Origin of the sequence: Pseudomonas rhizozeae (assembly GCF_031583775.1) — a bacterium.
In the GTDB taxonomy this organism is placed as follows: domain Bacteria; phylum Pseudomonadota; class Gammaproteobacteria; order Pseudomonadales; family Pseudomonadaceae; genus Aquipseudomonas.
On the sequence record NZ_JAVLSB010000067.1, the window covers coordinates 1 to 14,268 of the forward strand.

At 62.0% G+C, this 14,268-nt stretch carries 8 protein-coding genes; 4 read left to right on the top strand and 4 right to left on the bottom strand.

Annotation, left to right across the window (positions count from 1 at the left end; translation table 11 throughout):
* Positions 1–1,198 precede the first annotated feature (1,198 nt).
* The 4 genes from RG836_RS23475 to RG836_RS23490 form a co-directional block, all read right to left on the bottom strand.
* Positions 1,199–2,791, bottom strand: a complete 1,593-nt coding sequence (locus tag RG836_RS23475; protein WP_310849972.1) for an ABC transporter substrate-binding protein — start codon at positions 2,789–2,791, stop codon at positions 1,199–1,201.
* A 69-nt stretch (positions 2,792–2,860) separates the two neighbouring features.
* Complete coding sequence (locus RG836_RS23480) at positions 2,861–5,404, bottom strand: TonB-dependent receptor plug domain-containing protein (protein WP_310849973.1); 2,544 nt, start codon at positions 5,402–5,404, stop codon at positions 2,861–2,863.
* Between the two features lie 177 nt (positions 5,405–5,581).
* Positions 5,582–6,784, bottom strand: coding sequence for an SfnB family sulfur acquisition oxidoreductase (locus RG836_RS23485; RefSeq protein ID WP_310849975.1), 1,203 nt, complete (start codon positions 6,782–6,784; stop codon positions 5,582–5,584).
* Positions 6,785–6,949: 165 nt separating this feature from the next.
* Positions 6,950–8,539: an ABC transporter substrate-binding protein gene (locus RG836_RS23490; RefSeq protein ID WP_310849977.1), complete on the bottom strand. Its 1,590-nt coding sequence runs from the start codon at positions 8,537–8,539 to the stop codon at positions 6,950–6,952.
* A 308-nt stretch (positions 8,540–8,847) separates the two neighbouring features.
* Here RG836_RS23490 and RG836_RS23495 point away from each other — a divergent pair, with 308 nt between their 5' ends.
* Genes RG836_RS23495 through RG836_RS23510 form a run of 4 tightly spaced genes read left to right on the top strand, consistent with a single transcriptional unit; the run spans position 8,848 to position 13,729 of the window.
* Positions 8,848–9,879, top strand: a complete 1,032-nt coding sequence (locus tag RG836_RS23495) for an ABC transporter permease (protein ID WP_310849979.1) — start codon at positions 8,848–8,850, stop codon at positions 9,877–9,879.
* Between the two features lie 3 nt (positions 9,880–9,882).
* Positions 9,883–10,881, top strand: coding sequence for an ABC transporter permease (locus RG836_RS23500; RefSeq protein WP_310849980.1), 999 nt, complete (start codon positions 9,883–9,885; stop codon positions 10,879–10,881).
* Entirely contained in the window at positions 10,878–12,662 is a 1,785-nt protein-coding gene (locus tag RG836_RS23505; protein ID WP_310849981.1) for an ABC transporter ATP-binding protein, read from the top strand. The genes RG836_RS23500 and RG836_RS23505 overlap by 4 nt, the downstream gene beginning before the upstream one ends.
* A gap of 44 nt (positions 12,663–12,706) precedes the next feature.
* Positions 12,707–13,729, top strand: a complete 1,023-nt coding sequence (locus tag RG836_RS23510) for an aldo/keto reductase (RefSeq protein ID WP_310849983.1) — start codon at positions 12,707–12,709, stop codon at positions 13,727–13,729.
* Positions 13,730–14,268: the final 539 nt, after the last annotated feature.

Sequence of the window (14,268 nt, forward strand, 5' to 3'; positions counted from 1 at the left end):
TAGGCTCGGGGTACCTTCGCTCCGGCATTCATCCGGGGGCATCGCCCTCCGGTTGGCTTCGCTGGCACCTACATGCGATGAGCATGACTGCGTCATGCGGCGCTGCGCGCCAATCCCCGGATGAACGCCTCCACTCAGCCTCCCGACGGGGCGGGTGAATCAAAAGCCAAAGCAACAGCAAGATCAAGATCAGAAGCGCGGCGAGCTGACACTCGACCTAGTGGGTGTACGCAATTCTGTGGGTACACGCGGACACTGTGGGAGCTGCGGTGCGACGATTCGACTTGCCAGCGATGGCGGCCTCCAGCCAACCAGTCACTACCAGATGTACCCAATCGAAATGTGGGAGCGAGCCTGCTCGCGAAGGCGGCCTGCCAACCAACTAATTACTGGCGGATGTACCCAATCAAACCTGTGGGAGCGGGCTTGCTCGCGAAAGCGGCCTGCCAGGCAACCAATAAATTCCGGATATGCTCAGGTCAAAAGTGTGGGAGAGAGCCGGTTCCAGGCGGCGTTCCGACGAAGGCGGTGTGTCAGACGATAGATTTCTAGTGCCTGCAATGGCCTCTTCGCTGGCAAGCCAAGCTCCCACAGGGCCTATGGTGTTTTCGAGACGTTCATCAGCAGGCTTGACGCCTTCGTCGGAACACCGCCTGGAACCGGCTCGCTCCCACAGAATTATGCGTACAACCCAAGACCAGGTCGGCTATAAGGCCGCCGAGGCGCACAGCTTTTGATCTGGCTTTTGATCTGCTCTGCCCCGTTAACCAGAGGCTGAACGCAGGTCTTGCGCAGTGGGCAACCCGGCATGGATGCCGGGTTAGCCGCCCCCGGCCAGGGATGGCCGATGGCGGCGGGCCCACGGAGCAAGGCCGGAGTGAAGGTATGCCGAGCCTAGGCGAGGCACCGAATGGAGGGGATTAAAGCCTTTGGTTACTTTGGGCTTTTCAAAGTGACCCGCTGTAAGAGCGGAACCTATATCAGCCGTCACCAAAAGAATGGATATGTGCACCTGCCAAATATTTAGCGCCTGATAAAAAGCCATCGCTGGCAAGTCGAATCGTCGCACCGCAGCTCCCACAGAGTCCATGGTGTTTTCGAGAAACTTGCCAGCAGGCTCGGCGCCTTCGTCGGAACGCCGCCCGGAGCCGGCCCGCTCCCACAGCACAGCTTTGCAGGGCCCATGCTCAGCCAACCTCTACCCCAACCGCACATTACTCAAATTCCCGATAAACCCACCCCCCGTCGAGTCCGTGAGGTTCTGTACCCCGGTGCGCGCCAGTAACGCGTCTTCACTGGAAATAATCGGAATCCGCGGCAAATCCTCCAGCACTTTCCGCTGCACCTGGCGATAAAGCGCCCAGCGCCGCCGCGGGTCATTGTCCACCTGGGCCTGTTCCAGTAACGCGTCGACATCGGCATTCGAATAATGCGTGGCGTTGGAATAGGCGACGCCGGACTGGATGTTCTTCGACCAGTAAAACCGCTGCAAACCAATCGCCGGGTCGGGTGCGGTGGAGGCGGGGGACAGGTTGGTGTCGTAGTCGTAGCGGCCGTAGATGCGGTCGATGAATTGCGCGTAGTCCTGGTTGCGAATCTCCAGTTTGACGCCGATTTTGCCGAAGCTGCTGCGCAGGAAGTTCGCCGTTTGCTGGTACACCGCCGAAGGGCTTGGGTCGTTTTTGATGCGCAGGCGGACGCCGTCCTTGTCGCGTTTCAGGCCCGCTGCTTCGAGCAAGGCTTCGGCGCGTTTGAGGTCAAACGGGTACTGCGGGACCTCGGCGCTGTAGAACTGCGGGAAGTTCTTCGGGATCGGTGAGTCGGCGGTGGTGCCTTGGCCGAGCAGAATGTTTTTCAGGATGAATTCCTTGTCGATCGCATGGGCGAAGGCTTGGCGCACGCGCAGGTCTTGGAATTCCGGGCGTTGCAGGTTGAACTCAAAGGCCATGATGCCGGTGCCGCCGTAGGTGTTGAGGCGGTCGTGCACGGTCAGTGCCGGGTTGGTTTTCAGGCGTCTGATTTCGCTGTTGGACAAGGTGTCGGCGTAAGCCACGTGCACCGCGCCGGTTTCCAGGGCGGCCGAGACCGATGACGGGTCGGCGATGAAGCGGTAGATCACTTGGTCCAGCAGCGGCTTGCCGCTCTGCCAGTAGCTCGGGTTGCGCTCCAGGGTCAGGTAGTTGCCGCGCACCCACTCCTTGACCCGGAACGGCCCGGTGCCGATAGGCGCAGTGTTGGCCGGGTTGTTGAGGATGTCGGTGCCGGCGTAAAGATGTTTGGGCAGCACTTGCGAATCCCGGGCGTTGAGGGCGCTGAGCAGATAGGGCGTTGGCCTCGACAAATTCCACACCGCGGTCAACGGGTCGGGGGTGTCGACGCTTTGTACATTGGGGAACGCCGAGCGCCCGCGGGAGCTGTATTTTTTCCAGATTTCCATCACCGAAAACGCCACGTCCGCCGAGGTGAATGGCTGGCCGTCGTGCCATAACACGCCGGGCCGCAGTTTGAAGGTGACTTGCAGGCCGTCGGGGCTGAAGCTCCAGCTCTCCGCCAATTGCGGTTGCGGGCCGTTGCTCGGGCTGAGGTAGAGCAAGCCGTCGAAGATTTTCGGCGAAATCAACTGGGTGGCCGGCGCCGTGGTCAGGCCGGTGGTGAGCACCGTGGGTTCGGGATTCTGCGCGATGATCAAGGTGCCGCCGGCTGACTCGGCGAAGCTCAAGCGCTGGCCGAGCAAGCCCACCGCAGCGGTGGAGGCCAGTGAATAGCCGATGAAGGTACGTCGGGTAACCATGCAATAGACCTTTGAGACGAGGGCTCCCCGAGTCGGGGAGCCGGTGGGCGGAGACTGGCCGGTCAAGGCTTACCAGTCGTAACTCAGGCGCGCGTAATAGAACCCGCCGCCAATTCCGTACGGCGTGTTGCGGTTGGCGTACGGGTCTTCGTGGTTGATGGTCGAGGCCAGACTGTCGGGCTGATCCGGCGGGCGTTTGTTGAACAGGTTGTTGGCGCCGAGGGTGGCTTTCATGTTGTCGGTCACCAGGTAGCTGATCGCCGCGTCGGTGATGAACGAGTCACTGGTCGTCGAGTCCTGGGCGCGGTTGAGCACGTTGTTGACCGCACGGGTTTTCGAGTAATAGTGCTCGGTCAGTTGCACCTGGAACTTGCCCAGTTGCCAGTCGAGGGAGCCGCGCACGATGTTCTGCGGCAGGGCTTCTTCGAGCAGGGTGATGCGTTCGCGGTCGAGCAGGCTCAGCCCGGCATTGGTCAGCACCGCTGGGTCGTCGACGCTTTTGACCTTGGTGCGGTTGCGCGCATAACTCAGGCCCCAGTGTGCTCGGCCGAAGCGCTCGTAGTCGGCGTCGTAATCGAGCTTGAACTCGATGCCGCGGGTCTGGGTATCGCCGAAGTTAGTGAAATAGCGCACCTGCTGCTGGCTGGTCAGCCCGGCACTGGTCAGCGCTTGGGCGACGGCGGCATTGTTGAAGCCGTTGAAGGCACCGGTCAGGAAGATCCGGTCGCGGATGTCGATCTGGTACACGTCCACCGAGGCCGAGAGCCGGTCGGTGGGGGTGAACACCAGGCCGAAGCTGACGTTGGTCGACTTCTCCGGCTTGAGCTTCTTCGCGCCGAGGGCCTGGGCGGCCGGGGAATCCGGGCGCAGGGTGTCGTAGTAATAGGAGATGTACGAGGTGTTGGTGATCGGGTCGTTGACCGGTTGCACCGTGGCGCTCTGGTAGTTCTGTTCGGCCAGGGATGGCGCGCGGAAACCATTGCTCAAGGTGCCGCGCACGGCCACTTGGTCGGTGAACTGGTAGCGATTGGAAAACTTGCCCGCCACCGCCTCGCCGAAGTCCGAGTAATCTTCGTAGCGCACCGCGACGCCGCTGTCCCACTTGTCAGTGATCTTCTGCGCGAAGTCGACGTAGTACGCGGTGTTGTGCCGTGACTCGTCGAATTCGAACTGCGGACTGAATCCGGTGAGGAACGCCGAACCGGCCCCGGCCAGGCGTCCGCGCAGGTTCACCGCCGGGTAGTCGTTGGGGTAGCGATAACCGCCGCCGGCGTAGGAGTAATACTCGCCGGCGCCCAGCTCCAGGCTGTTGTAGCGGTACTCGGTGCCGATGGTGACGTTGAGCGGATGCTCGAACAGCCCGGTATCGAATGCGCGCTGGCCGGACAGCGAGGCGATGCTCTCGGCAAATTCCAGGTCGCCGGCGTGCATGTTTTGCAGCGGGATCAGCGCGCCGAACGACGGGTTGGTGGTGTTGAGAATGTTGATGTCGGCGCGGTTCTGCCCGTAGCTCAACCCGGCGTCCCAGGCCCAGCCCAGCAGGTTTTCGGCCTTGATCCCGACGTTCAGTTGCAGGTCGTCCTCCTTGGTTTGCAGCCGCGAACTGTAGCCGCCCGGCGTGGTGACGATGTTGGCCGTGGCATTGGTCTCGGAGCGGAACGAACCCTTGGCTTCCGAGGTGCGCGGGCTGTAAGTGGCGAAGGAATACAGCGACAGGTTGTCGTCCAGCGGCAAGCCGAGGTTGTAGGCGAAACTGGTGCTTTCCTGGATCGGCACCACTTCGTAGTTTTCCGGCACGTTGCGATTGGCCGAAGCTTCACGCGGGTCGTTGGGCGCGGCGTAGATCTGCCAGATTGACTGCGATGGCTGCTTCCACGGGCCGACGGTGTGGCTGTCGCCAGTCTTCAGGTACGACAGGCTGAGGTTGGCGAAGCCGCCGTTTTCACCGAGGGCAAACCCGGAGTTGAGGCCGCCGGTGTAGGTCGCTCCGGCGTCGCCGAGGTTGCCGACCTTGGACACGTCGTGGTTGTACTCGCCGTAGGACAGGTCCGCCGAGCCGCCGGAGGCCGATGACTTGAGGATCACGTTGATCACCCCGGCGATCGCGTCCGAGCCGTACTGCGCGGCGGCGCCATCGGTCAGCACCTCGACCCGTTCCACTGCGGAAATCGGGATCAGCCCGAGGTCGGCGGCGGACGAGCCGAGGGTCGCGCCACCGCTGTTGTTGATCATCGAGGTGCCGTGCCGGCGCTTGCCGTTGACCAGCACCAGCACTTGATTGCCCGACAGCCCGCGCAACGACGAGCCGCCGACGTTTTTCGACAGGGCGCCGCCATTGCTGTTGATGTTGATGTAGGACGGCGCCACCTGTGACAGCGCCCGGCGCAGGTCGCTGGCTCCGGTAGAGCGCAGCGCTTCGCCCTTGATCAGTTGCACCGGGGCCAGGGCCTTGAGTGCGGTGGTCTCGACGCGGGAGCCGGTCACCACCACGGTTTCCAGTCGGTCTTTCTCGTATTCGGTTTCGGCTTTGGCGCTGTCAATCGGCGCCAGGCTGACGGCGCCCATGGAAAAAACTACGCCGAGGGTGTGACGTCGGGACGGAAGTGAAGACATGAGAATGTGCCTGGTATTGCCTCTGCATTTTTTCGGTGTGTGCAGTAGTGAGTCGACGCTGGCTGGTTCGAGCCTGGCAAGAAGTGATGCAGTCCGTTGGTTGATGCGGTCCTTTTGCAGCCTGTGAAAGTCTTGAGGGTGGCGCGCGCTCCTATGGTGGTGAGTGGGGCAGGGTGCTCAACCGAGCAGGTGATACTTGCCGATCAGGTTGAATTTCCACGCTACCGGGTCGTGCACGGTGTGGGTGCGAGCGTTGCGCCAGTGGCGGTCGAAGCCATATTCGAGACGGGTCGAACTGGCGCCGCCGAGCTGGAACAGTTTGTTGCTGGCCAGCAGCGCCGCTTCGGTGGTGAGGATCTTCGCGGTGGCCAATGCCGAAGACACCTTGAGCGACGGGCCCGGTCCTTGTTCAGCGGTGACTTGGTCGAACAGCGCGGCCGCCCGTTCCAGCACCGCTTCGCCGGCGTGGATCCGGGTGTGCAGGTCGCCAATGATCGCCAGCACATACGGATCTTCCGCCACCGCTTCAACCCCGGTGCGTGCATAGGGGCGGGCGTGTTCGCGCACGTAATCGAGGGTGTCCTTGAACGCCGCGCGGGCGATGCCCAGGTCGAGGGCGCTGTGGAACAGGTCGGGAATGCCGTAGGTGTTGGCGCTGGTTTTGCCCAGTTCCGAATCCAGCACATGGCTGTGTTCGACCCGCACGTTGTCCAGCAACAGGGTGCCGCTGGCGGTGGTGCGTTGGCCGAAACCGTCCCAGTCATCAATGATGGTCAGGCCCGGAGCGTGACGGTCGAGTACGGCGGTTTTCGACAGGCCGTCTTCATCCACGCAACCGATGGAAATCAGCTGCGAAAACAGTGCGCCGGTGGAGTACGCCTTGGCGCCGTTGACCCGGTAATGATCGCCTTCGCGGGTGATGCGGGTGCGGGTGGTGCCCGCCGGCAAACTGCCGCCCTCGGCGTGGCCGTTGCCCCAGCGATAGCCCTGCAGAATCTTGCCGAAGAACAGCTGTTTCTGTTCTTCGCGGCCCACCGCTTCGATGACGCTGGAGGCGAGGATGATGCTCAGCAGCAGTTGCCCGATCGAGGCGTCGGCTTCACCGATCGCCGCCACCACGCGCGTCAGGGTCAGGTAGGAGACGTGGGCGCCGCCGTATTCCCGGGGCACGCGAATCGCCAGCAAACCACTGCGGGCGGCGTCTTCCAGCTCTTGCCAGGGCAATTGTCGCTCGACATCGCGGCGCTGCGCATTGAGCTTGAACTGCGCGGCCAAGCGTTGCGCCACGGCGATGGCCTCGTCGTCGCTGCGGATAATATGCGCCGGGCTGGTGGGCGGTGCGACTTGCAGGTGTGGGGTGTCGAGCAGAGCTTGAGTCATGGGTGGATCCTGTGTCTGTGTAGCGGTGAAGGTGGGTTGCCCAGCATCCCTGGTGGGAGCGAGCCTGCTCGCGAAAGCGCCGGATCAGTCAACACCGATGTGCTAGCTGGCTTCTTCGAGAGCAGGCTCGCTTCCACAGGGTTCAGGGGTGTGGCTGGCGACTTTTCAGGCTTGGTAACTCGCATCGGCAAAGTTGCCGTACAGCGCTTCCGAGGAGTTGAAGAAGTCCTTGAGTTGTTTCTGCGTGACCACCACCACGGTGGGCGAGACGATGGGGATTTTCGGCAGGTCGGTCAGCACGATCTGCTGGAATTCGGCATACCAGGCCTTGCGCTTGACTGGATCGACTTCACCCTGGCCGAGGTCGAGCAATTCATCGACGCGTTTGTTGGCGTAGCGCGCGCCATTGGAGAAGGCGATGCCGGGCTTGAAGTTGGACGAATGATAGAAACGCTGGGTGCCCATGACCGGATCCGGGCCGGCGGTGGCGCTGATCAGCGTGGTGTCGAAATCGCGACGGGTGTAGACGCGGTTGACGTACTCGGGGAAGTCCTGGGAGCGGATCACCAGCTTCACCCCGATCTTCGCCAGGTTGCTGCGCAAGTAATGGGCGATCTGCAAGGTTTCATTGGCCGGGTTGGGGTCGTTGTAGACCGTCAGCCGCACGCCGTCGGCGCCTTTCTTCAAGCCGGCTTCTTCAAGCAGCGCTTCGGCTTTGGCCAGGTCAAAGGGGTAACGCGGCACGTCGTCAGTGTAGAAATCGCTCATGCTCGCCGGAATCGTGCTGTACGCCGGTTGCGCATAGCCGAAGTAGATGTTCTTGACCACGAAATCCCGATCGATCGCATGGGCGAACGCTTGGCGCACCCGCACGTCCTGGAACACCGGTTTTTCCAGGTTGAATTCGAAACCCACCAGGCCGGGGGAGTAGGGCGCGCTGATCTCGCTGACTTGCAACTGGCTGATGCCGCGCAAGCGCTTGACGTTGCTCAGGGCCACTGAGGCCAGTTGCACCGCTTGGGTTTCCAGGGCGGCCGAGGCGGCGGTAAGGTCGGGGATGATGCGGAAAATCAGCGCATCGAGATGCGGCTTGCCCGGGTCCCAATACTGTTCGTTGCGCACCAGGTTGATCGAGACACCACGGTCCCAGCGCTCGAACTTGAACGGCCCGGTGCCGATCGGCTTGATGTTGTGCGGGTTGGTCAGCGGGTTGCCGGTGTCGTACAAATGCTTGGGCAACACTTGCGCATCGGTGGATGACAGCGCACTCAGCAAGTACGGCGCCGGGGTCGACAGGGTCAGCACCACCTGCAACGGCGTCGGCGTTTCCACCTTGCTCACCGGGGCAAACGTGGTGATGCCCCGGGAGTTGAATTTGCGCCAGATGCTTTCCAGCGAGAACACCACGTCCTGCGCACCAAAGGGTTGGCCGTCATGCCAGGTGACGCCGGGGCGCAAGTTGAAGGTGTAGACCAGGCCATCGGCACTGACTTGCCAATCGGTCGCCAGTCGCGGCACCGGTTGCCGTTGCGCGTTGTACGAGAGCAAGCCGTCGAACAGTTTGCTGGTGACCGTGTAGATGGTGCCGTCGGTGGTCAGTGCGTTGGTCAGCACCGTCGGCTCGGGAAATTGCGAGACCACCAAGGTCTGCTTGCCGTCGACGGCGGCGAATACCCCGGACGCCTGGCTCAACAGGCCGGTGCCCGCCGCGAGGATCATGGAATCCTTGATAAACATCCTTCTGGATAACGACATGCTGCACCTTTGCTCAAACACGTAATAAGAATGCGCGCTGAAAGTGGTTCTATGGTTAGAACCAAAGCGGCGTTTTATTAAACTGGGAGGTGAGTCGTTGTTCTGTTGGGAATCAGAACAGAATCGCGAGCCTAGCGGATGTTTTCCTGATTATTCAAGTAGACGAGTTATAACGTTAAACGCAGTTTCAATGCCTGTGTTGATAATAAGTTTAGAACTTTTTACTCAGTGTTCAGCTGAAAAAATTACTGTATTAGTGTTGGCCGTTGAAACAGTCCCGCTCAATTCGATTGTTTGTAGAGAACTCAATGCCGGTCAGCACTCTTTATCGACGTATTACTCAATGGGCTCATTCCGGTGTACAGGGTTCTGGGGTTCGAGCGATTGTTCGGGCCATTCCAACGGCCATCGGCGTGATTGTCCTCAACTTCATCCTGCTGCAGATGGTGCCGGGCGACGCGGTCGATGCGCTGGTCGCCGAAGCCGGCTCGGCCACTGCCGAAACCACCCAATTGCTACGCCAACAGTTCGGCCTCGACAAATCTTCGCTGGCGCAATTCGGCGACTACATCGGCCAGCTGTCACAACTGAGCCTCGGCGACTCGCCGCGCTACGGCATTCCGGTGCTTGAGGTGATCAGCCAACGCTTGCCCAACACCTTGTTGCTGATGGGCCTGGCGCTGCTGATTTCCTTGGTCGCTGGGGTGAGCATCGGCGTGGTGATGGCGCTGTGGGCCGGCAAGTGGCCGGATCGGGTGCTGTCGTCGCTGGCGTTCGTGTTGTATTCCACGCCCGGTTTCTGGATCGGCCTGATGGCCATCGTGCTGTTCGCGGTCAAGCTCGAATGGTTGCCGGCCGGCGGCGACGGCACCATCGGCGCCGGGTTGACTGGCTTCGATAAATTCGCCGACAAACTGCAATACGCGATCCTGCCGGCGCTGACCCTCGCCAGTTTCTTCGTGGCGATTTATGCGCGGCTGACCCGCGCTTCGGTGCTGGAAGTGTTGACCCAGGATTACGTGCGCACCGCCCGCGCCAAGGGTCTGTCACCGTGGCGCATCACTTGGCGGCACGTGTTGCGCAATGCCTTGTTGCCGTTGACCACGGTGGCCGGCGCGCACCTGGGCGGTTTGCTGGGCGGCGCGGCGGTGGCGGAGACCGTGTTCGGTTGGCCCGGCATCGGTCGGCTGACCCTGGAAGCCGTGCAGGCCCGTGAATACAAGGTGCTGCTGGGTATTTTGCTGATGTCGTCGTTCATCGTGATCGTCGCCAATATCCTGGTGGACCTGCTGCACATGCGCCTCGATCCACGAATTGCGGCACGGGCCAGGGGGCGCTGAACCATGAGCCTTGACCTGCACAATCCCTCATACGAACGACCACCCCTCGAACGCACGCCGCTCAATGGCTGGCGCCAGCAACTCAGCGCTACCTTGCTTGGCCGTTTGCTGCCACAGCCCAAGACGGAGTACATGCTGCCGGAACCCGTGGAATCCCAAAGCCGCTGGCCGGTGACCCGCGCCTTGCTGCGTTCACCCGGTGCGGTGGGCGGCTTGAGTGTGCTGCTGCTGATCGTGTTAACGGCGTTTGCCGCCGGCCTGTTGTACCCCGGCGATCCGCTGGACATGGTCGCCCAACCGCTGCTGCCGCCCGGCGAAGACTGGCAGTTCCCGCTCGGCACCGATGCGCTGGGCCGCGACCTGGCCGCCGGGATCGCCCACGGCGCGCGCGTCTCGCTCTTGGTGGGGCTGACCGCCGCGGTGGTCAGCGTGCTGATTGGCACCTTGATCGGCGCGCTGGCCGGCTATTTTGGCGGCCGCGTCGACCGGGTGTTGACCTGGCTGATCGAAATCTTCCAGACCACACCGTCGTTTCTGTTGGTTGTGGTGGTGGTCTCAATCACCCAGTCCACGGTCAGTATCATCGCCGTGGTCATCGGCCTGACCTCTTGGGACACCGTGGCGCGGCTGGTGCGCGCCGAGTTCCGTGCCTTGCTCAGCGCCGACTTCGTGCTGGCCGCGCGCAGCGTCGGCTACAGCACGCGATGGATCATCTTCCGCGAAGTGCTGCCCAACGCCTTGCCGCCGATCATCATCACCGCCTCGGTGATAGTCGCCTCGGCGATCCTCACCGAATCCTCGCTGTCGTTCCTCGGCGTCGGCGACCCCAATAAAGTCAGCTGGGGCAGCATGATCGGCACCGGCCGCGACATGTTGCGCAGCGCCCTGTACCTGACCGCCATCCCCGGCCTGATCCTGGTGATCACCGTGTTCAGCCTCAATCTGGTGGGCGATGCCCTGATCAACGCCTTGAATCCACGCCTGCGCGGGAGAACCGCATGAACGCTGTAGCCAACATCGACAACCACGGCCAGGCGTTGCTGAACGTCGCCGATCTGCGGGTCAACTACGGCGATTATCAAGCCGTCAAAGGCGTGAGCTTCCAGGTGGCGCGGGGCGAAACCCTGGCGCTGGTGGGGGAGTCCGGTTGCGGCAAATCGACCACGGCCATGGCGATCATGCGTTTGCTCGACGGACGTGCCGACCTCAGCGGCACGGTGGATTTCGACGGAATCAACCTGTCGACGATCAGCGATCCGGCGATGCGCGGCCTGCGCGGCAACGAAATTTCCATGGTGTTTCAGGACCCGATGACGTCGCTCAACCCGGTGCTGAGTATTGGCGAGCAGATCGGCGAGGTGCTGCGTCGGCATCGTGGTTTGTCACGCAAGGATGCCCGCGCCGAAGCCCTGGCCCTGCTGAAGAAAGTACGGATTCCCAACGCCGCTGCACGCCTCGACGACTTCCCGCACAACCTCTCCGGCGGCCAGCGTCAGCGGGTGATGATCGCCATCGCCGTGGCCTGCAACCCGCGCTTGCTGATCGCCGACGAGCCGACCACCGCGCTGGACGTGACGGTGCAGGCGCACATTCTGCAACTGCTCAAGGAACTCAGCGAAGAGTACGCCATGGGCCTGCTGCTGATTACCCACGACCTCGGCGTAGTCGGGCAATGGGCGGACCGGGTGGCGGTAATGTATGACGGCTTGATTGTGGAAACCGGCAGCACCGAAGCGATCTTCACCGCGCCGCAGCACCCGTACACCAAAGGTTTGCTCGGTGCCTCGCTGCGCCTCGACAGCCCCTCGCATTACGCCAGTGCCTCGCTGCCGGAGATCAACGTGCGGCCCGGCGCCAACGGCCTGATCGAGTTCGATTTGCACAGCCATGCGCGCTACCTCACCGCCCGCGATCCGGGCAGCGATGCCGCGCCGATTCTCGACGTGCGCAACCTGCGTACCGAGTACAAGACCCGCCAGGGCCTGGTGACGGCGGTCGATGACGTGTCGTTCCAGATTCGCCCCGGCGAAACCCTCGGCCTGGTGGGTGAGTCCGGCTGCGGCAAGTCGACCCTGAGTAAAACCATTCTCGGGCTGATCCGCTCCAGTGCCGGGCAAATCCTGCTCAATGGCAGCGATATCGCGCAGTTGGCAGAGAAGCAACTGCGCGCCCATCGCCCGTTCGTGCAGATGGTGTTCCAGGATCCCTACGGCTCGCTCAACCCCAAGCACAACGTGTATCGGATTCTCGACGGTGTGCTGAAGAACCACGGGATCAAGCAGGCGCAGGAACGCAGCCGACGTATCCTCGACATCATCCAGCGCGTCGGCCTGCCGGCCTCGGCGGTGTGGAAGTACCCGCATGAGTTTTCCGGTGGCCAGCGCCAGCGCATCGGTGTGGCACGGGCGTTGATCCTGCGGCCGTCGCTGGTGATTCTCGATGAAGCGGTGTCGTCGCTGGACGTCTCGGTGCGCGCACAGATTCTTAACTTGCTGGCGGATTTGAAGGAGGAGTTCGGCCTGTCCTACCTGTTCATCTCCCACGATCTGTCGGTGGTCAAGTACATGGCCGACCGCGTGCTGGTGATGCACGACGGCAAAATCGTCGAGGAGGGCGCCCACGAGGGCATCTGGAAAAACGCCCGCCACGACTACACCAAAAAACTCATCGGCTCGGTGCCGGTGCCGCGTTACCCGGTGGCCGACGATGAATCGGTGCCTTACACGAATTCGGCCTGGCAGGACCTGCCGGTGGCCATGTTGTTGTCGCGTTTTGCGATCTAGCTGTTATTTCAAACCATCCGAGAAAGACCATTAGGGGAGTGAACATGAGCGCTATCGAATACCGCAACCTGGGCCGCAACGGCATCAAGGTCTCGCCGATTACCCTGGGCACCATGATGTTCGGCGGCCAGACCGACGACGCCGTGGCCAAGCGCATCGTCGACAAGGCTTATGAGCAAGGGATCAACTTCATCGACACCGCCAACGGCTATAACGGCGGCGCGTCGGAGGAGAGCGTCGGCCGCCTGATTGCCGACCGTCGTTCGCAGTGGGTGCTGTCGACCAAGTTCGTCAATCCCAACCCGGGCGCCTTGGGGCCGAATGATCGCGGGGCTTCGCGGCATAACGTGATTCAGTCGGTGGACGCCAGCCTCAAGCGCCTGAACACTGATTACATCGACCTGTTCTACCTGCACCGCGAAGACCACAGCACGCCGGTGGAAGAGACCTTGCGCGCATTGTCGGACCTGATTCGCGCAGGCAAGATCCGTTCGTATGGCTTGTCCAACCATCGTGGCTGGAAGCTGGCGGAATTCAGCCGCACCGCCGATTTGCTTGGCATCGAACGCCCGGCCGCCAGCCAGCCGCTGTACAACCTGGCCAACCGGCAGATTGAAAACGAGCATTTGCCGGCCGCCGAGTATTACGGGATTGGCGTGGTGTCCTACAGCCCGCTGGCCCGTGGCGTGCTGACCGCCAAGTACGACCCGAGCCAGCCACCGTCGGAAGGCACCCGCGCCGGGCGCAACGACAAACGCCTGGCCCAGACCGAATGGCGCCCCGAATCGCTGAACCTGGCGCAACGGGTCAAGGACCACGCCCAGGCCCGCGGCATCACCCCGGGGCAGTTCGCCCTGGCCTGGGTGCTGAACAACAAACTGATCACTTCCGCGATTGCCGGGCCACGTACCGAAGAGCAATGGAACGACTACGTTCCGGCGCTGAACTACGTGTTTACCGCCGAAGACGAAGCCTTCATCGACGACCTGGTCATCACCGGCCACTCCTCGACCCCAGGCTACAACGACCCGAGCCATCCGTTTGCCGGGCGTAAATCGCGGGTCTGACACACCTTGGTCAATGTGGGAGCGAGCCTGCTCGCGAATGCGGTGTGTCAGTCGGCAGAGATGTTGAAGCTGATGGCCTCATCGCTGGCAAGCCAGCTCCCACAGTGATCTTCAGTGGTTATGAAATCTAGACCAGCCACAAAACCCTGTGGGAGCGGGCTTGCCCGCGATGGCGGTGTGTCAGTCGGCAGGGATGTTGAAGCTGATGGCCTCATCGCTGGCAAGCCAGCTCCCACAGTGATCTTCAGTGGTCATGAAATCTAGACCAGCCACAAAACCCTGTGGGAGCGAGCCTGCTCGCGAATGCGGTGTGTCAGTCGGCAGAGATGTTGAAGCTGATGGCCTCATCGCTGGCAAGCCAGCTCCCACAGTGATCTTCAGTGGTCATGACATCTAGACCAGCCACAAAACCCTGTGGGAGCGAGCCTGCTCGCGAATGCGGTGTGTCAGTCGGCAGCGATGTTGAAGCTGATGGCCTCATCGCTGGCAAGCCAGCTCCCACAGTGATCTTCAGTGGTCATGACATCTAGACCAGCCAC

Coding starts and splice junctions, on each gene's coding strand:
- RG836_RS23480 (WP_310849973.1), bottom strand. CDS start 5,404: ATGTCTTCACTTCCGTCCCGACGTCACACCCTCGGCGTAGTTTTTTCC.
- RG836_RS23505 (WP_310849981.1), top strand. CDS start 10,878: ATGAACGCTGTAGCCAACATCGACAACCACGGCCAGGCGTTGCTGAAC.
- RG836_RS23500 (WP_310849980.1), top strand. CDS start 9,883: ATGAGCCTTGACCTGCACAATCCCTCATACGAACGACCACCCCTCGAA.
- RG836_RS23510 (WP_310849983.1), top strand. CDS start 12,707: ATGAGCGCTATCGAATACCGCAACCTGGGCCGCAACGGCATCAAGGTC.
- RG836_RS23490 (WP_310849977.1), bottom strand. CDS start 8,539: ATGTCGTTATCCAGAAGGATGTTTATCAAGGATTCCATGATCCTCGCG.
- RG836_RS23485 (WP_310849975.1), bottom strand. CDS start 6,784: ATGACTCAAGCTCTGCTCGACACCCCACACCTGCAAGTCGCACCGCCC.
- RG836_RS23495 (WP_310849979.1), top strand. CDS start 8,848: ATGCCGGTCAGCACTCTTTATCGACGTATTACTCAATGGGCTCATTCC.
- RG836_RS23475 (WP_310849972.1), bottom strand. CDS start 2,791: ATGGTTACCCGACGTACCTTCATCGGCTATTCACTGGCCTCCACCGCT.